The organism is Cupriavidus necator, from assembly GCF_013141915.1.
In the GTDB taxonomy this organism is placed as follows: domain Bacteria; phylum Pseudomonadota; class Gammaproteobacteria; order Burkholderiales; family Burkholderiaceae; genus Cupriavidus; species Cupriavidus necator_B.
This window is the reverse complement of record NZ_SROX01000033.1, coordinates 1-19,304: the sequence shown is the minus strand read 5'-3', so window position 1 is coordinate 19,304 and position 19,304 is coordinate 1. Positions and strand designations below refer to the sequence as shown.

The window sequence follows — 19,304 nt, the reverse complement described above, 5'->3', positions numbered from 1 at the left end:
GAGATAATGCTGGCTCACCGGTCAAATCCACGGTGAGCCTTTATCTGCCCTGAACACAAAAACGCTGACAGGCCCCGCAGTCGGGCATGTCTCCAACACGCCGGGCCAGTCTCATCGCCAAAGCTCGGATTAAAGTTCCCCCGCCACCCCCCCGATAACCACTCTGGCAGGCTGCCAGCTTTCGGCAGCAGCGCTGCGCCGGCCCATCCGTCGCCGGCAGCACCTTCCCTCTTCCTGGCGGACCCACCCAGTTCCTGCACCTTTGGAGGCGCCCATGTCATCGCCCAGCATCCTCGTTGTCGACGATTCTCCCTCGCTACGCCGCATGATCGGCGCCTGCCTGCGCGCCGGAGGGTTTGATGTCACCGAGGCCGCGGACGGGGACCAGGCGCATGCGCTGGCCGTGGCCGGCAGCTTCGGCATGCTGGTCACCGACCAGGTCATGCCCGGCATGGATGGCCTCACGCTGATCCGCAGCCTGCGCGCGACGCCGCGCTACGCGCGCATGCCCATCCTGATGCTGACCACCGAGCAGGACGGCAGCATCCGCGAACAGGCGCGCGCCGCCGGTGCTTCGGGTTTCCTGCCCAAGCCGTTCGATCCCGACGGGCTGATGCAGGCCGTGGCGGCGCTGCTGGATGCGGCATCCCCTACGTCGGAAGGGTAAGGAAAGACCCGGCGTCGCCCTTCAGTCACCCCGGATCGTGCCGTAAACACTGGTGGGCGAAGTCATGCCCCGGCGCAGCCAGCGGCCCTTGCCGCTGCGGCGCCAGAGCAACCAGCATGAGCCAATTTTGGGGGGCTAGACCATGCAGCACATCGACAAGGCAGACGGCGCGGGCGAGGAGTTCCTGGCCTTTACCCTGGGCCGCGAGGAATACGGCGTCGATATCCTGAAAGTGCAGGAGATCCGCGGCTATGAGTCGGTCACCCAGATCGCGAATGCGCCCGATTACATCAAGGGCGTGATCAACCTGCGCGGCATCATCGTGCCGATCATCGACCTGCGCATCAAGTTCCGCCAGCCGAACGTCAGCTACGACCAGTACACGGTCGTGATCATCGTCGACCTCAACGACCGCACCACCGGCATCGTGGTCGACGGCGTCTCCGACGTGCTCACGCTCAGCGCCGCGCAGATCAAGCCCACGCCGCACTTCTCCGGCGAACTGGCGACCGACTACATCCGCGGGCTGGGCTCGGTCGAGCAGCGCATGCTGATCCTGGTCGATATCGAGAAGCTGCTCAATACCGAAGAACTGGCCGCGCTGGAAGCGGTGTCCTGATCCTGGCGCGGCGCCCCCACAGTCCGGCAGGCGCACCGCGCCCGCCGGACCGAACCCGCCCGCGGTGCGGCCGCATGGACCCATGCGGCGCGCCACCGGCATGCAGTACTGACATAGATGCGAAACAACCAACCCGTTACGCAGCGCGAGTACCAGCTGTCGCCGTCTGACTACCTGATCTCGCGCACCGACCTCAAGGGCCGTATCACCTTTGCCAACCGCACCTTTATCGAGGCCAGCGGCTTTTCGGCAGAGGAATTGCTGGGCGCGCCGCACAACCTGGTGCGCCACCCCGACATGCCGCCCGAGGCGTTCGACGACCTGTGGCAAGACCTGCAGGCCGGCCGCACGTGGATGGGCGTGGTCAAGAACCGCCGCAAGGACGGCGACTTCTACTGGGTCAATGCGACCGTGACGCCGACGCGCGTCGACGGGCGCGTGGTGGGCTATACCTCGGTGCGTTCGATGGCGACGCGCGAGCAGGTGCAGACCGCGGGCGCCGCCTATGCGCGCTTTCGCGCGGGACGTGCCGACGGGCTGGCGATCCGCCATGGCGCGGTGGTGCGCACCGGCCTGCGCGGCATGGCGCAGGGGCTGCTGCGGCTGAACCTGAAGCGCCGCATCCTGTGGGCCCAGGCTGGCGGCCTGGTGTGGTTCCTGGCGGCGCTGGTTTCGGTGGAAGTGGTGGGCGGCACGGGTGCCGCGACATTGCGCCCCTGTCTGTGGGGCGGCTTTGCGCTGGCGCTGGCCTCGTCGTTCGCCGCCGGCACCATGCTGCTGGCGCGTGTCAACCGGCCAGTGCGCGACATGCTGGATTTCGCGCTGCGCATGGGCGCGGGCGACCTGACCACGCGCTTCGAGCACCGCAGCGCCGACGAGATCGGCGCGCTGGCCCAGGCCATGCAGACCATGCAGCGCAGCCTGCTGTCAGTGGTGCATGAGATCCAGGAAGGCATGGCCAGTATCTCGACGGCGACGCGCCAGGTGGCCGCGGGCAACAACGACCTGTCGCAGCGCACCGAGCAGCAGGCGGCATCGCTGGAGCAGACCGCATCGAGCATGGAAGAGCTGACCAGCACGGTGCGCCAGAACGCGGACAACGCGCGCCAGGCTAGCGGGCTGGCGGCGAATGCATCGGACACGGCGCTGCGCGGCGGCGAAGTGGTGGGCCGGGTGGTGCAGACCATGGACGAGATCAACGATGCGTCGAAGAAGATCGTCGACATCATCGGCGTGATCGAGGGCATTGCGTTCCAGACCAACATCCTGGCGCTGAACGCGGCGGTGGAAGCGGCGCGCGCGGGCGAGCAGGGCCGTGGCTTCGCGGTGGTGGCGGGCGAGGTGCGCAGCCTGGCGCAACGCAGCGCCAACGCGGCCAAGGAGATCAAGGGCCTGATCGGCGACACGGTGGAACGCGTCGACAACGGCTCGGCGCTGGTCGGCCAGGCCGGCAAGACCATGGAAGAGATCGTGCAGGCGGTGAAGTCCGTCACCGACATCATGGGCGAGATCAGCGCGGCATCGGCCGAGCAGAGCTCGGGCATCGAGCAGGTGAACCAGGCGGTGGCGCAGATGGACGAGGTCACGCAGCAGAACGCGGCGCTGGTGGAAGAAGCCGCCGCCGCCGCAGGCGCGCTCGAAGAGCAGGCGCTGCGGCTGCGCGATGCGGTGGCGACGTTCCGCGTCAGCATGCAGGCGGAGGTGCGGCCGCAGCGCCAGCCCGCGGCGGCGCGCGGCGATACGGTGCTGCCACTGGCCCGGGCCTAGGCCCGGCACCCGCACGGTTCGGATCGGAAGTGGCAGGGCGGCCTACCGCGCTGCCAGCGTACAAAGGGTGCGGCAAGCCGTGCCCGAGGCTTCAGTTACAAGGGGGAGTTGCTATGCATTGGTTCAATCAATTGCGCGTCACGACCAGGCTGGTTGCCGGATTCCTGGTCGTTGCCGTGATCGGCGCCGTGATGGGGCTGCTGGGCGTCGTCAACATGGGCCGCATGGCCGACTGGACCGGCAAGATCTACAACGACGACCTGCGCGCGCTGAAGGCCGTGCAGGACGCCAACATCAACCTGGTCTACGCCAGCCGCGCGCAGATCGCGCTGTTGTCGGCGTCGACCATGGGCGAGCGCACGGTCGAGAAAGAGCAGATCGCCAAATCGCTGGGCGCGATGGATGAACGCATTCGCCAGGTGGCGGGCGCTTTCGAGAAGCCGGAGGGCAAGGCGCTGGTCAAGCAGTACCAGGCGCTGTCGCCAGCGTTCCGCGCGCGCATGGAAAAGTATGTCGAGCTGGTCAGCAAGCAGCCGCTGGATACCTCGCAGTTCGAGAGCCAGGTGTTCTCCGAAAGCGCCGACCTGCTCAAGGACAGTCATGCGCTGGAAGCCGTGATGTTCGAGATGGTCAAGCGCCGCGACGACCGCGCCCGCAACAACATGGAAGAAGCGCGCAGCGTCTACGACGCCACGCGCCTGTGGATGCTGGGGCTGGTACTGGGCGGGCTGGCGCTGTCGGTGCTGCTGGGGGTGCTGCTGGCCCGCACGCTGTCGCGCCAGCTGGGCGGCGAGCCGGCGTATGCCGCGGCCATCGCGGCACGCATTGCCGAGGGCGATTTCTCGTCGCCGGTGGCCACGCGTGCCGGCGACAAGAGCAGCCTGGTCTATGCGATGCAGCAGATGCAGCAGCAGCTGTCGCGCATGGTGCGGGATTTCAAGGCCTCAGCCGAATCGATCGGCAGCGCCTCGCGCGAAATTGCGGCCGGCAACAATGACCTGTCGCAGCGCACCGAGCAGCAGGCGGCGTCGCTGGAGCAGACCGCATCGAGCATGGAAGAGCTGACCAGCACGGTGCGCCAGAACGCGGACAACGCGCGCCAGGCCAGCGGGCTGGCGGCGAATGCATCGGACACTGCGCTGCGCGGCGGCGAAGTGGTGGGCCGGGTAGTGCAGACCATGGATGAGATCAACGATGCGTCGAAGAAGATCGTCGACATCATCGGCGTGATCGAAGGCATTGCCTTCCAGACCAACATCCTGGCGCTGAACGCGGCGGTGGAAGCGGCGCGCGCGGGCGAGCAGGGCCGCGGTTTCGCGGTGGTGGCGGGCGAGGTGCGCAGCCTGGCGCAACGCAGCGCCAACGCGGCCAAGGAGATCAAGGGCCTGATCGGCGACACGGTGGAGCGCGTCGACAACGGTTCGGCACTGGTCGGCCAGGCCGGCAAGACCATGGACGAGATCGTGCAGGCGGTCAAGCGCGTGACCGACATCATGGGCGAGATCAGCGCGGCATCGGCCGAGCAGAGTTCGGGCATCGAGCAGGTGAACCAGGCGGTGGCGCAGATGGACGAGGTCACGCAGCAGAACGCGGCGCTGGTGGAAGAAGCCGCCGCCGCCGCAGGCGCGCTCGAAGAACAGGCCAGCCACTTGCAGTCCGCGGTGGCGACGTTCCGCCTGGCTGCGCAGGACGAGCGCGTGGATCGCTTTGAGGTATTGCCGGTTGCCGCGGCGGTGCCCGCCAAGGCCCAGCGCGCCGCGGGCGCGGTGCGTGCCATGGCCGCGGGCAAGCGTGCGGCCAAGCCCATTGCCAAGACAGAAGCCGCGACCGGCGATGAAGCCGCGCGCGACGCAGCCGACCCGGCCCGAGCAAAGCCGGCGCCGCGCGCTGTGGCCGTGGCGCCGCGGCCCGCGCTCGCCGCTGCCGACAACGGCGACTGGAGCGCGTTCTGAGTGTTGCCATGACGACTGATATCACCCTGGCCCTGCCGCAAGAGGATGCGGCCAGGCTGCGCAAGGAATTCGACCAGTTCATCGGCGTCTCGACCGGGCTGGACCGCGAGTTCCTGCCGCCCGAGTTCCATGACTTCCTGCGCGCGCGGCTGCTGCAGCATGACGGCCCGCTGACTGAGCGCGCGGTCTCGCGGCTGCTGTCCGGGGGTGAGTACGGCTGGGCGCGCCGGGTGTTCGACAAGCAATTGCCTAATGCGCTGGCGGCGCTGATGCGCGACGCCCAGCGCTTCGGCTTCGGCCTGGCGGTGCAGCCCGGCTGGAGTGGCGAACAGCGCCTGGCGCATGCGCGCGAATGGGCGGCGCAGGTGCTGGCCGAGTGCGGTGCCGACAGCGCCTATACCGATGCCCTGGCCAACCAGGTAGCGGCGTCCGCGGAAGACTTGCGCGCGCTGGAAGAGCGCATGCGCGCGCCGGCATGGCGCCTGGCGGAAAGCCTGCGGCAGCGCGCCTATGACCTGATGTACGCGCTGCAGACCGAAGACAACGAAGCCACCGGCCGCGCCCGCGTGGGCGAGCTGCGCGGCATGCTGGGGCTGGCGCTGGAGTACGGCTCGGTGCAGCCGGACGAGGCCTCGCGCGTGCTGGAGCAAGTCGAACGCATGCGCCCGGCGTTGTTCCGGGAAGCGCCCGACGATGTGTTCACGCGCCTCGCGGCATGGCTGCGCCGCATGTTCGGATCGTGAGCCGCGCGCTGCCATATCGAAACGATTTCAGGCACATATATTCCGGACGCGTTACGGACAGCGTTGCGACCGGTTTGCAGCGGCGAAGCACTGCGCGCAGGCTGCGTCAATAGAGGAATCCAGCAGGCTACCAAAGGCACGGCGGCACGTTTGATGCATATGACGTTTGCTGAACTGCGTTGCGTCAAATCAAGCGTCGAGCGTGTGACTTGTTACAAAATACGCAGTCGTAATGTATGTTTCATGCGACATTAGGATCCCCCCCGCGTAAGTAGGGATTGGCATTGCGGGGCGATTGCCGATATAAACGTAACAGTCTTACTTACACTCTGTAACACTTGTAACGGAGTTGATTACAGTTGGACATGGGCGTAGTTCCTTAGTTTTACGTTGTACCCGCCCAGCCGCATACAAACGATCTGGTCGCCGGGCCCCCCGAGGGCAACGGTAAGCGCCGGACAAGCGGCTACGGCGGGTTTTGGTAGCGGGGATAAATTGGAAAGCAGTGAAGTTCTCCAGGAGATCAGGGAGGTTAACCTCGCCTATCTGCTGCTCGCGCAACGCCTGGTGCGCGAAAACCAGGTCGAAGCCATGTTTCGGCTAGGGGTCAGCAAGGAAATTGCGGATATCCTTGCCAAGCTGACTTCCGCGCAACTCGTCAAGCTGGCGGCATCCAACATGGTGCTGTGCAGGTTCCGCTTCGACGACCATGCGCTTCTGTCCACTCTCACCCACACGGCCAAGAGCCATGACATGCAGCAGATCCACGCCGCGATCTTGCTGGCACGTCAGCCTGTGGAGTCGCTCAATTGACCGCGCTCCTGCAGGCCGAGCCTACCCGGAGTTACACGGCCACCTCCGTTCCCAGCCGCAAGAGCGTGCTCCAGGACGCCAACCAGACCCAGCTCGCGATCGAGCTGATCGGCCTGGGCGCGCGCCTGCAGGTGCTTGAAGCCGAGACCACGCTGTCGCGTGACCGGCTGATACGCCTGTACAAGGAGCTGCGCGGCGTCTCGCCCCCCAAGGGCATGCTGCCCTTTTCGACCGACTGGTTCACCACCTGGCTGCCGAATATCCACTCGTCCCTGTTCTTCTCCGCGCACCAGTTCATGGTGCAGGAAGGCGAGACCGTGGGCATCCGCGCGGTGGTGGCTGCGTACCGCCTGTACCTCGAGCATGTTTCGCTGCTCGGCGGTGAAATTGTCTTAAGTTTCACGCGGGCCTGGACGTTAGTACGGTTCTTCGAGAGCAACATGCTGCAGCTGTCCCGGTGCACGTGTTGCGGCGGACAGTTTGTCACGCACGCGTATGAGCCGCACGCAAACTTCGTGTGCAGCCTGTGCCGTCCGCCGTCACGCGCAGGGAAAGTGAAGAAGCTCTCGAAAGACGCCGCCGCCGTGCAGACCAGCGCCTGATCCTGGTCAAGGTCCGCCGGCTGGCAAGCTTGCTGCGCTGGCGGACGGATCCTCTCCGTGCGCCCGTGCAACGGGCCAATGAGCGTGGCTGACGCGCGTTTTTAGACGGGGATCCGATCGTGCTAGTAGTTCTTGGCTATGTCGTCGTGGTAGCGGCGGTGCTTGGCGGTTACGCCATGACCGGCGGCCATATGGGCGCGCTATATCAACCTGCGGAAGTGGTGATCATCGCCGGCGCCGCCATCGGCGCCTTCATCGCCACCAATACCGGCAAGGCCATCAAGGCCACTGCGCGTGCGCTGCCGGGCCTGTTCAAGAGTTCCAAGTACAAGAAAGAGCTGTACCTGGACGTCATGTCGCTGCTGTACGTGCTGCTGTCCAAGGCGCGGCGCGAGGGCATCCTGTTCCTGGAAAAGGAAATCGCCGATCCCGCCGCCAGCAGCGTATTCAGCCAGTACCCGCGCATCCTGTCGGATCCGGTGGTGATGGAATTCCTCACCGACTACCTGCGCATGATGGTCAACGGCAACATGAATGCGTTCGAGATCGAGGCCCTGATGGACCACGAGATCGAAACCTTCCGCCATGAAGCCGAGATCCCCGCGCATGCCCTGTCGCGTGTCGGCGATGGCCTGCCGGCGTTCGGCATCGTCGCCGCGGTGATGGGCGTGGTGCATGCGCTGGGCTCGGCCGACCTGCCGCCGGCCGAACTGGGCGCGCTGATCGCGCACGCCATGGTCGGCACCTTCCTCGGCATCCTGCTGGCCTACGGCTTTGTCTCGCCGCTGGCCGCGCGCATCGAGCTGCAGGTGTCCGAGAACGTCAAGGTCTACGAGTGCATCAAGGTGGTGCTGCTGGCCTCCCTGAACGGCTACGCGCCGCTGGTGGCGGTGGAATTCGGCCGCAAGGTGCTGTACTCCACGGTGCGTCCGTCGTTCCTCGAGCTTGACGACCACGTGCGTGAAGTGAAGAGCCTGAACTAAGCAGCCGGCAACGCACGCAGCAAGGGGCACCTCATGAGCAGCGCACACGATATGCGTCCGATCATCGTCCGCCGGGCGAAATCGCACGCCAGGCCGCACGGCAACCACAGCTGGAAGATTGCCTACGCCGACTTCATGACGGCGATGATGGCGCTGTTCCTGGTGCTGTGGCTGCTGTCCAGCGCCAACAAGAAGACGCTGGAAGGCATTGCCGAGTACTTCCGCATGCCGCTCAAGGTGGCCATCGTCGGCGGCGAGAAAAGCAGCCAGACGCCCAGCGTGATCCCGGGCGGCGGCCAGGACGCGCTGCGCAAGGACGGCGAGACCTTGCGCGCGCGCAACAATGAACCCAGCGACGAACAGCGCCGCAACGAGCAACAAGAGGCGCAGCGCCTACGCGCGCTCAAGCAGCGCCTCGAACAGATCATCGAGAACAACCCGGTGCTGCGCCAGTTCCGGCCGCAGCTGCTGCTGGACATCACCAGCGAAGGCCTGCGCATCCAGATCCTGGATACGAAAAACCGGCCGATGTTCCGTACGGGCAGCGCTGCCGTCGAAAGCTATATGCGCACCATCCTGCGCGAAATCGGTCCGGTGCTGAACGAGCTGCCCAACAAGGTCAGCCTGTCCGGCCACACCGATGCGGCCAACTATTCCAACGGCGAGCGCACCTACAGCAACTGGGAGTTGTCGGCAGACCGCGCCAACGCCTCGCGCCGCGAGCTGATCGCGGGCGGCATGCAGGAGGGCAAGGTGCTGCGCGTGCTGGGCCTGGCCGCAACCATGCCGCTGGACAAGCAGGACCTGCTGGCGCCGGTGAACCGCCGCATCAGCATCGTGGTGCTGAACCACAAAGCCCAGGCACGCTTTGAAGCCGAGAACGCCAGCGCCGCCGAAGTCACGGTGGCGGCGCAAGCGGGCAAGGCTGCGCAAGAGATGCAGACAGGGCTGGCGGCAGCCTCCGCACCGGCAGCGGCACCAGCGACAGCGCCGGCCCCGGGCAGCAAACCATGACGCAGGGACGCCGCAGCGCGCCGTGCGCCGTAACCAAGTGAATCAGGACGCCATGTCTGTCGATATCGATATCACTCAGTTTTACCAGACCTTCTTCGAGGAAGCGGAAGAGCTGCTCGTTGAAATGGAGCAGCTGCTGCTCGGCCTGGACATCGAGGCGCCCGATGCCGAGCATCTGAACGCGATCTTCCGGGCCGCGCACTCAATCAAGGGCGGCGCCGCCACCTTCGGCTTCGCCGCGCTGACTGAGACCACCCATATCTTCGAGAACCTGCTGGACCGCACGCGCCGGCAGGAACTGGCGTTGACCCGGACCATCATCGACACCTTTCTGGAAACCAAGGACGTGTTGCAAGACCAGCTCAACGCCTACCGCAACGGCACCGAACCCGATCCGGAAACGCTGGCGCGCATCTGCGCCGTGCTGCAGCAGCTGGCGCAGGAAGCCGCCGGCCATGACGCGGCCCCGGCACCCGTTGCTGCCCCCGCGCCCGTCGCCGCCGCCGCACCCGCAACCGCGCCCGCGGGCGGTGGGTTGAAGATCCGGCTGATCAAGGTCTCGGCGTCCGACCAGGCGCTGCTGCGCGAAGAGCTGGCCAACCTGGGCGAGATCACCGGGCAGCAGGAAACCAACGGCGAGCTGGTGGTGTGGCTCAACACCCAATGCAGCGCCGACGACATCATCGCGGTGTGCTGCTTCGTGATCGACATGGACCAGATCGTGATCGAAGCCGCCGCCGAAGCCCCGGACGCGGCGCCGGCCCAGGTTGCCGCGCCCGCGCCCGCACCCGTAGCTGCGGCACCGGCCCCGGCCCCGGCCGCCCCCGCCGCGCGTGAAAAAGCCAAGGCCGCGCCGGCCCCGGCGCCCGCGCACGGCGAAGGCTCGATCCGCGTGCCCACGGAGAAAGTCGACCAGATCATCAACCTGGTGGGCGAACTGGTGATCACGCAATCGATGCTGGCGCAGACCGCGTCGTCGCTGGACCCGGTGCTGTTCGACCGCCTGTTCTCCGGCATGGGCCAGCTCGAGCGCAATGCGCGCGACCTGCAGGAAGCGGTGATGTCGATCCGCATGATGCCGATGGACTATGTGTTCTCGCGCTTCCCGCGGCTAGTGCGCGACCTGGCCAGCAAGCTCGGTAAGCAGATCGACCTGGTCACCTTCGGCAAGGCCACCGAGCTGGACAAGAGCCTGATCGAACGCATCATCGACCCGCTCACGCACCTGGTGCGCAACAGCCTGGACCACGGCATCGAGACCCCCGACAAGCGCATTGCCGCCGGCAAGGATGCCACCGGCCAGCTGATCCTGTCCGCGCAGCACCATGGCGGCAATATCGTCATTGAAGTCAGCGACGACGGCGGCGGCCTGAACCGCGAGCGCATCCTGGCCAAGGCGATCCAGAATGGCCTGCCGGTGTCCGAGACCATCACCGACGAGGAAGTCTGGCAACTGATCTTCGCGCCGGGCTTCTCCACCGCCGAAGTCGTCACCGACGTCTCCGGCCGCGGCGTGGGCATGGACGTGGTCAAGCGCAACATCCAGGAGATGGGCGGCCACGTGCAGATCAGCTCGCGCCCGGGCCTGGGCACCACCATCCGCATCGTGCTGCCGCTGACGCTGGCGATCCTGGACGGCATGTCGGTCAAGGTGGGCGAAGAGACCTTCATCCTGCCGCTGAACTGCGTGATGGAATCGCTGCAGCCCAAGGCCGAAGACGTCCATACCGCGGCCAATTCGGACCGCGTCATGCACGTGCGCGGCGAGTACCTGCCGCTGCTGGAGATGCACCGCGTGTTCAACGTGGCCGGCGCGCTGCAGGAGCCCACGCAGGGCATCGCCGTGATCCTGCAGGCCGAAGGCAAGCGCTTCGCGCTGCTGGTGGACCAGCTGATCGGCCAGCACCAGGTGGTGCTGAAAAACCTGGAAACCAACTACCGCAAGGTGCCGTGCATTTCCGCGGCCACCATCCTTGGCGACGGCAGCGTGGCGCTGATCGTCGATGTCGGCGCGCTGCAGCGCACCGGCGTGCGCCGGCAGGAACCGGCGCTGGCGCAGTAATCGTCCCATCACAGGAGAACTAGACATCATGGCCGGCATCGGACACATCGATACCCCCGGAAGCGACGCTTCGGGCCAGGAGTTCCTGGTCTTCACGCTGGGGTCGGAGGAATACGGCATCGACATCCTCAAGGTGCAGGAGATCCGCAGCTACGAGACCGTCACGCGCATTTCCAGCGCGCCGGATTTCATCAAGGGCGTGACCAACCTGCGCGGCGTGATCGTGCCCATCGTCGACCTGCGCCTGAAGTTCCGCCTGGGCAACGTGCGCTACGACCACCAGACCGTGGTCATCATCCTGAACGTGGCCGGCCGCGTGGTCGGCATCGTGGTGGATGGCGTGTCGGACGTGCTGACGCTGACCGGCGAGGCGATCAAGCCCGCGCCCGAGTTCGGCGTGTCGATCTCGACCGAGCACCTGACCGGCCTGGGCACCATCGACGGCCGCATGCTGGTGCTGATCGATATCGAGAAGCTGATGACCAGCCCCGAGATGGCACTGGTCGAAGCCGAGTACGCCTGATTTCCCCGCATTGCAGAAGCACAGCCCATGACGCCGTTCCGCACCGCCGCCAGCGCACCCGCTCACACCGGGTCGGCCTCCGCGCCGGCCGCCCTGCTGCGGCGCGACGACGCGCGCGACTTCCTGCTGACCGAGCGCGACTTCGAGCAGATCCGCGCGCTGATCCACCGGCGCGCGGGCATCTCGCTGGGCAGCCACAAGCGCGAGATGGTCTACAGCCGGCTCGCGCGCCGGCTGCGCACGCTGCAGCTGACGGACTTTGCCTCGTACCTGGCGCTGCTGGACGCGGATGACCGGTCGCCGGAGTGGGAGTTCTTCACCAACGCGCTGACCACCAACCTGACCTCGTTCTTCCGCGAGGCGCACCACTTCCCGCTGCTGGCCGAGCATGCCAAAAAGGTCGGCCGGCCCTACAGCGTCTGGTGCGCGGCCGCGTCCACCGGCGAAGAACCCTATTCGATCGCCATCACGCTGGCCGAGGCGCTGGGCGACCGCGCCGGCACCGTGCTGGCCACCGACATCGACACCCAGGTACTGGCCAAGGCCCGCAGCGGCGTCTATTCGGCCGACCAGGTGGCGCGGCTGTCGCCGGAACGGCTCAAGCGCTTCTTCCTGAAGGGCACCGGCCCGCGCACCGGCTCGGTCAAGGCCAAGCCGGAGCTGGCCGCCACCATCGCGTTCGAGCCGCTGAACCTGCTCGCGCCCGACTGGGGCATCCGCGAGCAGTTCGACGCCATCTTCTGCCGCAACGTGATGATCTACTTCGACAAGCCGACCCAGGGCCGCATCCTGGAGCGCTTTGTGCCGCTGCTCAAGCCGCACGGGCTGCTGTTCGCCGGCCATTCGGAGAATTTCTCCTACGTTACGCGCGCGTTCCAGCTGCGCGGGCAAACCGTCTATGAACTGGCACCGGCCGCGCACGCCGCAGCCGGGCGGGGCAGGCCCTGATGCGCACGCCCCACCTGCCCGAAGCGCTGGCCACGCGCACGTACTTCGACCGCGAGTTCGGCAAGCAGGCCATCAAGCTGCTGCCCAACGAGTACTACGTGACCCGCGAGGACGTGGTGCTGACCACCGTGCTGGGATCGTGCGTGGCCGCCTGTATCCGCGACGAGGTGGCGGGCGTTGGCGGCATGAACCACTTCATGCTGCCGGATGACGATGGCAGCGCCGACCGCATGCTGTCGGCATCGATGCGCTACGGCAGCTATGCGCTGGAAGTGCTGATCAACGAATTGCTCAAGATGGGCGCGCGCCGCGAACGGCTGGAGGCCAAGGTCTTCGGCGGCGGCGCGGTGCTGGCCAACATGACCACGCTGAACATCGGCGACCGCAACGCGGACTTTGTGCTGCGCTACCTGAAGACCGAAGAGGTGCGCGTCGCCGCGCAAGACCTGCGCGGCCCGCATGCGCGCCGCGTCAGCTATTTCCCGATCGGCGGGCTGGCGCTGGTGCGCCGCCTGACGCGGCAGGACGACCAGGTTTCGGTGGCGCGCGAAGAACGCGCGCTGGCAAGGGCCATTGCCACCTCGGCGCGCGAACCGTCGCGCTCGCCGGAACTGTTTGCGCGGCAGTCTTACTCGCGCCCGCTTCCCTGAAACCCTACAAGCCCGACCAAACATGACTGCCGCCAAGATCAAGGTGCTCTGCGTGGATGACTCCGCGCTGATCCGCAGCCTGATGACGGAGATCATCAACAGCCAGCCCGACATGGAAGTGGTCGGCACCGCGCCCGACCCGCTGGTGGCGCGCGACCTGATCAAGCGCCTGAACCCCGACGTGCTGACGCTCGACGTCGAAATGCCGCGCATGGACGGCCTGGACTTCCTGGAACGGCTGATGCGGCTGCGGCCGATGCCGGTACTGATGGTGTCGTCGCTCACCGAGCGCGGGTCCGAGATCACCATGCGCGCGCTGGAGCTGGGCGCGGTGGACTTCGTCACCAAGCCCAAGCTGGGCATTCGCGACGGCCTGCTCGAATACACCGACACCATCGCCGACAAGCTGCGCGCCGCGTCACGCGCACGCGTGCGCGCGGCCACGCCAGCGGCCGCGCCGTCCGCCACCGGCACCGCGCCGGTGCCGATGCTGCGCAGCCCGCTGCTGTCGACCGAGAAGCTGATCATCCTGGGCGCGTCCACCGGCGGCACCGAGGCCATCAAGGAATTCCTGATGCCGCTGCCACCCGACAGCCCCGCGGTGCTGATCGTGCAGCATATGCCGGCCGGCTTCACGAAATCCTTCGCGCAGCGCCTGGATGGCCTGTGCCGCATCACGGTCAAGGAAGCCGTGCATGGCGAGCGCGTGCTGCCGGGCCATGCGTATATCGCGCCGGGCGACTCGCACCTGCTGCTGGCACGCAGCGGCGCCAACTACGTCGCGCACCTGTCGCAGGAGGCACCGGTCAACCGCCATCGCCCGTCGGTGGACGTGCTGTTCGATTCGGCCGCGCAGCACGGCGGCAAGAACGTGATCGGCGTGATCCTGACCGGCATGGGCAAGGATGGCGCGCGCGGCATGCTGCGCATGCGCGAGGCCGGCGCCTACAACCTGGCGCAGGACGAACAGAGTTGCATCGTATTTGGCATGCCGAAGGAGGCGATCGCCGCCGGCGGTGTGCATGAAGTCGTGCCCTTGCCGGCGATGACCCAGCGCGTCATGGCGCGCCTGGCCACCTACGGCACGCGCGCGCAACGGGTCTAATCGAGCCGGAAAGCCGAAACAACAAAGCCGGACCCACAAGCCATCACTGCATTTACTGGAGTCTTTAAAGTGGACAAGAACATCAAGATCCTGGTCGTGGACGATTTCCCGACCATGCGCCGGATCATCCGCAACCTGCTCAAGGAGCTGGGTTTCGTCAACGTCGAGGAAGCCGAGGACGGCGCCGCCGGCCTGGAAAAGGCCAGGGACGGCAGCTTCCAGTTCGTGATCTCGGACTGGAACATGCCCAACATGGACGGCCTGTCCATGCTGCAGGCCATCCGCGCCGACGCCAACATCGGCAAGATCCCGGTGCTGATGGTCACGGCCGAGGCAAAGAAGGAAAACATCATCGCCGCGGCCCAGGCCGGCGCCAACGGCTACGTGGTCAAGCCGTTCACGGCCGCCACGCTGGACGAGAAGATCACCAAGATCTTCGAAAAGCTCGGCGGCTGAGGCGGAGGCGCGTTTGTCATGACCCCCACCCTGAGCAACGATTCCGCCGAACAACTGATCCTGCGCATCGGCAACCTGACGCGCATGCTGCGCGACAACATGCGCGAGCTTGGTCTGGACAAGGAAATCGAGCGCGCTGCGCAAGCCATCCCCGACGCGCGCGACCGCCTTAACTACATCGCCGCGATGACCGAGCAGGCCGCCGAGCGCACGCTCAATGCGGTCGAGCTGGCACAGCCGATCCAGTCCGACATCGAACAGCAGGCCGAAACGCTGGACAAGCGCTGGGCCGCCTGGTTTGAAAAGCCGGTGGAACTGGCCGACGCCCGCTCGCTGGTAGTGGACACCCGCGCCTTCCTGTCCGAGGTGCCCGGGCAAGCCCGCGCCACCAACAGCCACCTGCTCGACATCATGATGGCGCAGGACTTCCAGGACCTGACCGGCCAGGTCATCAAGAAGATGATGGACATGATCCGCGCGCTGGAGCAGGAACTGCTGCAGGTGCTGATCGACAACGTGCCTTCCGAGCGGCGCGTGGAAGCGCCGGCGCCGTCGACGCTGATGAATGGGCCGCAGGTGAATCCGGAGGGGAAGCCGGATGTGGTGTCGGACCAGGCGCAGGTGGATGATTTGTTGGCGAGTTTGGGGTTTTGAGGGGCTCGTTGGACTGGTGGTCTGAAGCGTTCGGCTGCGCTGCGCGCACTTCCTATCTCTCAGCTCTTGGGCTCGGGCACGGAGTGCATCGCTACTCTCGCACAGCGTTGTCGCATGCGAGCCCCCCAGCTTTCCCCTCCCGCATGTTTTCTCCCCTCTCCCGCCTGCGGGAGAGGGGCGGGGGTGAGGGCCAGCGCATCCACGAAGTCAACCGCCTCAACACCTGTGCACCCACATCATCCCCCGGCAATCCGGCGATGAACGCTTTTTAAGAGTTCACCCATACTCGCGCTTGCTGCCTCTCTTCATACTGGGTTCGTCGCTGCGTCGTGGCGACCGGGTTTAGCAGCCCGGATGAAAGTGCCGAACGACCGCCTACTGGCGGTATCCTTACGTTCGCCGTGCCTGCGCACGCCCCTTCTTTGGGCGGGCACTGGCAGGGGAGCCTTCGGGCTCGCCGGCTTTCGCCTCTTTCCCGGTCTGCTAACCCTGCCTTGTGTCCGCCCACCCCGATTAGCAGCGGGGTAGCGGGATTCAACCTGTATGGTAAGGAGGCAGTTTTATGTATCAGTCTTTACTCGCCCGTTCCGGGCAATTGGTTATCCCCCGCGCTTTCACGCTGCATCAGCGCCCGCAGTCCTTGCATGCGGAGGTGCGCCATGTATAGCCATAGTCATCACGGTATTACTGCGGAACACAATGGTGTCGATATGCTCGTGACCGCTCATAGTCCGGGTGAGAATCCGTTGAGTCTTGCGGTGCAACGGGCGGCGCAGCTTCATGGACTCTTGCTCATGGCAAGCGATCATGGGGCATCGAGTCTGGAGCCGGTGGATCTCGAGCAGGGGACTTGGGAGAGTTTGCTTTCTCTAGCAGCAACGCTGGCGCACGAGACGCAGGTGTTGAGTGAGTTGGCCGTTCTACAGGGTCAGGTTTTGCAGCCCGAGTGACGTTGGGACGGGGTGTGCAGCCGTGCAATCGACTGCCACCCCTCGTTTTCCGCCATCAGTATCGCGACTCTCCGTTTGCGATTCCTGTCCCGCTGAAATTAGCCCGGTGCGGCTACACGCATGGCTCTAACTGGCAAGGCTGTTGTTAGGGGCTGGATCTCTTTTCCTTTGGCGATGTCGGCAGGCTGCTCGAATCCGGCCTGGTTGCAATGACCGGCATTTTGCCAACAGGGGACAAGGCCAGGTGCGGAACGACTTCAATTTTGTTCCATTCGATAAAGTCGATAAATGCGGACGCTATGGATTGCCAGTGCGAGCGGAAAAAGTAACAGCGCACCTATCGTAACGAACCAAATGAAATCGGTCAGGATGGTTGGTCTAATTTGCTCCAGATAAGCTGCCAGGCTCCCCCTGCCAGCACAGTCGCGGAGCATAGTCCGTATGTCACAACCCACGGTGCATGCAGCAAGGCAGCGAAGGCAGTCAGCGTTACCAGTAGCCAGCATAGCTTGTACCACCACAGGCTTCTTCGAAACGGCGTCTGCATTGAGACCTCTCGTCTTGGGTACCGATGAAGATGGTAGCAGAGCGATGGTGCTGCCACTGAACGGGATTTTCTGATTTAGCAGGGTTCCATTTCAGCAGCCAGATTGAAGGGCGAGCATTCGATACTGGTCCTGCTTTGCGAGAATCTATTCAAGTGTTATGACTTGGCAGGAGATGCTGTTCCGTCTCGCGGAGATCGGACGGTAGAATTGGCCGGCGACGGATTTCGGCGAGGCATATAACTCCGGCGGGGCCTTCCGGCGCTTCCCGACCCTAAACAGCCCGTTGCACCCAGCTTGCCAGTGTCCCTTGACGACCACATATCAGGCACTGGAACATCCCGGTTGACTCGACACTCTGTAACTGGAACGCCTACAAAACGGAAAGCGATACGTGAGGGAGATTTTTCGGCGCCTGTCGACAGCCTTCCTTCTCCCGAAAGTGCGTTGTGAACCCTCGATGCTATGGCATAGACCGTGCCGCGGCATTGGTTTGTGCGGTGAGTATGCGCCCCGAAGTTTTTTGGATGGCCTTCGCAAGGTCACTTGAGGATGGCAGACCGAACAGGCGAGCCTAATCTATGCTGAACAAAGACAATCGACGTCGCACCGTGGTGACTACGAACCAGCAGCGATCGCTTGCAACTATCGGATTCGCTTCTTATATTGCAACGGGCTCGACGCCATCACCGCCTTAAAACGGCGATGGAAGCCGACAGCCTTACGACTCGCCCTCGCAGCTTCATCATCGGCAAGCGGAGCGCGCAGGCCCGCGCGGGCCAAAGGCGTCAGGGGTCAAAGCCGGATGGCAGCGGCTCCCGCGGCGCGGGGCGCACGCCCCAACCCAGCGGCGGTACACCAGGACGCACAGGGTGCCCGGGCGATGAGTACTGCAGAATCGTGTCGGTGTCCAGATGGATCGGTCTTACGCGGTGGGAATGGTTCCACCGTCGATCACGTACTCTGCCCCGCTGATCGCCGCCGCACGCGGCGAGATCAAAAAGGCGATCAGGTCGGCGACTTCCGCCGGCTTGCACGGCCGCCCGAGCGGGATGCCACCCAGCGCATCCATGATGATCTGCTTGCCGCCTTCATAATCCGTACCGGCCTGGCTGGCAAGCCGTTCTGCCAGCGCAACTGCCGCTTCGGTTTCCACCCAGCCGGGCGACACGCGCACGACGCGCACGCCCTTAGGCGTGATTTCCTTCGACAGACTCTTGCTGTACGTGGACAGTGCAGCCTTGGCGGCAGCATAAGCCGTGGTCGATTCCGGCAAGGGCAAACGATTCTGGATGGACGTGACGTGGATGATGACGCCTGCACGTTGCTCAATCATCTTCGGCAACAACGCCCGATCCAGTCGTACGGCCGGAAACAGATTGAGGTTCAGCTCTTTCTGCCATTCGGTTTCATCCAGCGCGGCAAAACCGCCTGCCGGGGCTGACGATCCGCCCAGGACATGGATGATGGCGTCCACGCCACCCAGCCGGTTTTCGACGGCCTGTGCTACGGTGGCGCAACCCTCCGGCGTAGTGAGGTCGGCTTCGACGAACATGGCGTCGGGAATGAAGTCCGGCTTGGCACGAGCCGTCGTCAGAATGCGCGCGCCGAGTTCGCCGAGCAGTTCGACGACGGCGCGGCCAACGCCCTTCGTGCCAGCCGTGACCAGCACACGCTTGCCCGTGAGTTCGAGGTTCGTGGTCATCAGTGGATCTCTAGAAATTCAATCTTGTGGTCCGTGAGCCGGAATACATGTTTCAGGTCAGCGAGACCTCCGGGGAAGTTGCCAGCATATTGAGCCACGACAGTGACGCGGGCGTCGTCTTGCACGAACGTCAACGGCTCTACGCTATAGGCATACTTGCGCTGCGCTTCCGCCAGCCAGGTTTCGATTGCTTCGTGTCCCTGATACGTCTGGCCTTCATCGTGGACAACGGCCTTTCCGGAAAAAGCACGTCGCAGCGATGAAGGCGCGGCACCATTGCTCACCTGAAAAAAAGTGGAGACCGCATCGGGTAGTGAAATGTCCATGCAAGGAGCCTCTGATGGCAAAGTGTCGATACAGAAATTTTCGCTATAAACTTACTATTGAACAAGAACGCACGGAAAAGTAAGTTACCTACCTATGGGAAAGGAATACACCCCCGACACGGCCGCAGTTGGTGTCGAAGCAGTGCTTAAATTGCTGGAAGGGCGCTGGAAGCTGGTCATCCTGTTCCACCTTTTCGATGGCAAGGTGCAGCGTTTCTCT

At 64.9% G+C, this 19,304-nt stretch carries 19 protein-coding genes and 1 pseudogene; 18 read left to right on the top strand and 2 right to left on the bottom strand.

Annotated elements, in window-relative coordinates:
- Positions 1–274: 274 nt before the first annotated feature.
- The 17 genes from E5S69_RS31795 (at position 275) to E5S69_RS31715 (ending at position 16,508) form a co-directional block, all read left to right on the top strand.
- A complete protein-coding gene (locus E5S69_RS31795) occupies positions 275–667 on the top strand; it encodes a response regulator (RefSeq protein WP_171518289.1) in 393 nt (130 codons plus the stop codon).
- Between the two features lie 142 nt (positions 668–809).
- A complete protein-coding gene (locus E5S69_RS31790; protein WP_012355096.1) occupies positions 810–1,286 on the top strand; it encodes a chemotaxis protein CheW in 477 nt (158 codons plus the stop codon).
- Positions 1,287–1,403: 117 nt separating this feature from the next.
- Positions 1,404–3,053, top strand: coding sequence for a methyl-accepting chemotaxis protein (locus E5S69_RS31785; RefSeq protein WP_171518288.1), 1,650 nt, complete (start codon positions 1,404–1,406; stop codon positions 3,051–3,053).
- A 113-nt stretch (positions 3,054–3,166) separates the two neighbouring features.
- A complete protein-coding gene (locus tag E5S69_RS31780) occupies positions 3,167–5,005 on the top strand; it encodes a methyl-accepting chemotaxis protein (protein WP_171518287.1) in 1,839 nt (612 codons plus the stop codon).
- An 8-nt stretch (positions 5,006–5,013) separates the two neighbouring features.
- Positions 5,014–5,748 (top strand): DUF4088 family protein, encoded by a 735-nt coding sequence (locus E5S69_RS31775; protein ID WP_171518286.1) that lies wholly within the window; start codon positions 5,014–5,016, stop codon positions 5,746–5,748.
- A gap of 495 nt (positions 5,749–6,243) precedes the next feature.
- Positions 6,244–6,561 carry a flagellar transcriptional regulator FlhD gene (gene flhD, locus E5S69_RS31770; protein ID WP_010812713.1) on the top strand — a complete coding sequence of 106 codons (318 nt, stop codon included), beginning with the start codon at positions 6,244–6,246 and terminating at the stop codon, positions 6,559–6,561.
- The gene (gene flhC, locus E5S69_RS31765) at positions 6,558–7,163 is read left to right on the top strand and encodes a flagellar transcriptional regulator FlhC (protein ID WP_171518285.1); all 606 of its coding nucleotides are present in this window, start codon (positions 6,558–6,560) and stop codon (positions 7,161–7,163) included. Before flhD ends, flhC begins: the two co-directional genes overlap by 4 nt.
- Before the next feature lie 119 nt (positions 7,164–7,282).
- A complete protein-coding gene (gene motA / locus E5S69_RS31760) occupies positions 7,283–8,146 on the top strand; it encodes a flagellar motor stator protein MotA (protein WP_026201511.1) in 864 nt (287 codons plus the stop codon).
- Positions 8,147–8,179: 33 nt separating this feature from the next.
- Positions 8,180–9,160 (top strand): flagellar motor protein MotB, encoded by a 981-nt coding sequence (gene motB, locus E5S69_RS31755; protein WP_171518284.1) that lies wholly within the window; start codon positions 8,180–8,182, stop codon positions 9,158–9,160.
- A gap of 52 nt (positions 9,161–9,212) precedes the next feature.
- Positions 9,213–11,222, top strand: coding sequence for a chemotaxis protein CheA (cheA, locus tag E5S69_RS31750; protein ID WP_171518283.1), 2,010 nt, complete (start codon positions 9,213–9,215; stop codon positions 11,220–11,222).
- Positions 11,223–11,250: 28 nt separating this feature from the next.
- Positions 11,251–11,745, top strand: a complete 495-nt coding sequence (locus E5S69_RS31745) for a chemotaxis protein CheW (RefSeq protein WP_092316101.1) — start codon at positions 11,251–11,253, stop codon at positions 11,743–11,745.
- A 27-nt stretch (positions 11,746–11,772) separates the two neighbouring features.
- Positions 11,773–12,693, top strand: coding sequence for a CheR family methyltransferase (locus E5S69_RS31740; protein ID WP_171518282.1), 921 nt, complete (start codon positions 11,773–11,775; stop codon positions 12,691–12,693).
- Complete coding sequence (gene cheD / locus E5S69_RS31735; protein ID WP_171518281.1) at positions 12,693–13,343, top strand: chemoreceptor glutamine deamidase CheD; 651 nt, start codon at positions 12,693–12,695, stop codon at positions 13,341–13,343. Before E5S69_RS31740 ends, cheD begins: the two co-directional genes overlap by 1 nt.
- 22 nt (positions 13,344–13,365) lie before the next feature.
- Positions 13,366–14,448, top strand: coding sequence for a protein-glutamate methylesterase/protein-glutamine glutaminase (locus E5S69_RS31730; RefSeq protein ID WP_171518280.1), 1,083 nt, complete (start codon positions 13,366–13,368; stop codon positions 14,446–14,448).
- 69 nt (positions 14,449–14,517) lie between these two features.
- Positions 14,518–14,904: a chemotaxis response regulator CheY gene (cheY, locus tag E5S69_RS31725; protein ID WP_171518279.1), complete on the top strand. Its 387-nt coding sequence runs from the start codon at positions 14,518–14,520 to the stop codon at positions 14,902–14,904.
- An 18-nt stretch (positions 14,905–14,922) separates the two neighbouring features.
- The gene (cheZ, locus tag E5S69_RS31720) at positions 14,923–15,558 is read left to right on the top strand and encodes a protein phosphatase CheZ (RefSeq protein ID WP_171518278.1); all 636 of its coding nucleotides are present in this window, start codon (positions 14,923–14,925) and stop codon (positions 15,556–15,558) included.
- A 659-nt stretch (positions 15,559–16,217) separates the two neighbouring features.
- A complete protein-coding gene (locus E5S69_RS31715) occupies positions 16,218–16,508 on the top strand; it encodes a hypothetical protein (protein ID WP_171518277.1) in 291 nt (96 codons plus the stop codon).
- A gap of 1,470 nt (positions 16,509–17,978) precedes the next feature.
- Here the strand turns inward: E5S69_RS31715 and E5S69_RS31710 are convergent.
- Both E5S69_RS31710 and E5S69_RS31705 read right to left on the bottom strand, forming a co-directional pair.
- Positions 17,979–18,758 (bottom strand): SDR family oxidoreductase, encoded by a 780-nt coding sequence (locus tag E5S69_RS31710; RefSeq protein WP_171518276.1) that lies wholly within the window; start codon positions 18,756–18,758, stop codon positions 17,979–17,981.
- Positions 18,758–19,084: a nuclear transport factor 2 family protein gene (locus E5S69_RS31705; RefSeq protein WP_171518275.1), complete on the bottom strand. Its 327-nt coding sequence runs from the start codon at positions 19,082–19,084 to the stop codon at positions 18,758–18,760. The genes E5S69_RS31710 and E5S69_RS31705 overlap by 1 nt, the downstream gene beginning before the upstream one ends.
- A gap of 94 nt (positions 19,085–19,178) precedes the next feature.
- Between E5S69_RS31705 and E5S69_RS32565 the strand changes: the two are divergent.
- Positions 19,179–19,304 (top strand): annotated as a pseudogene (locus tag E5S69_RS32565) (winged helix-turn-helix transcriptional regulator); the annotation flags it as partial.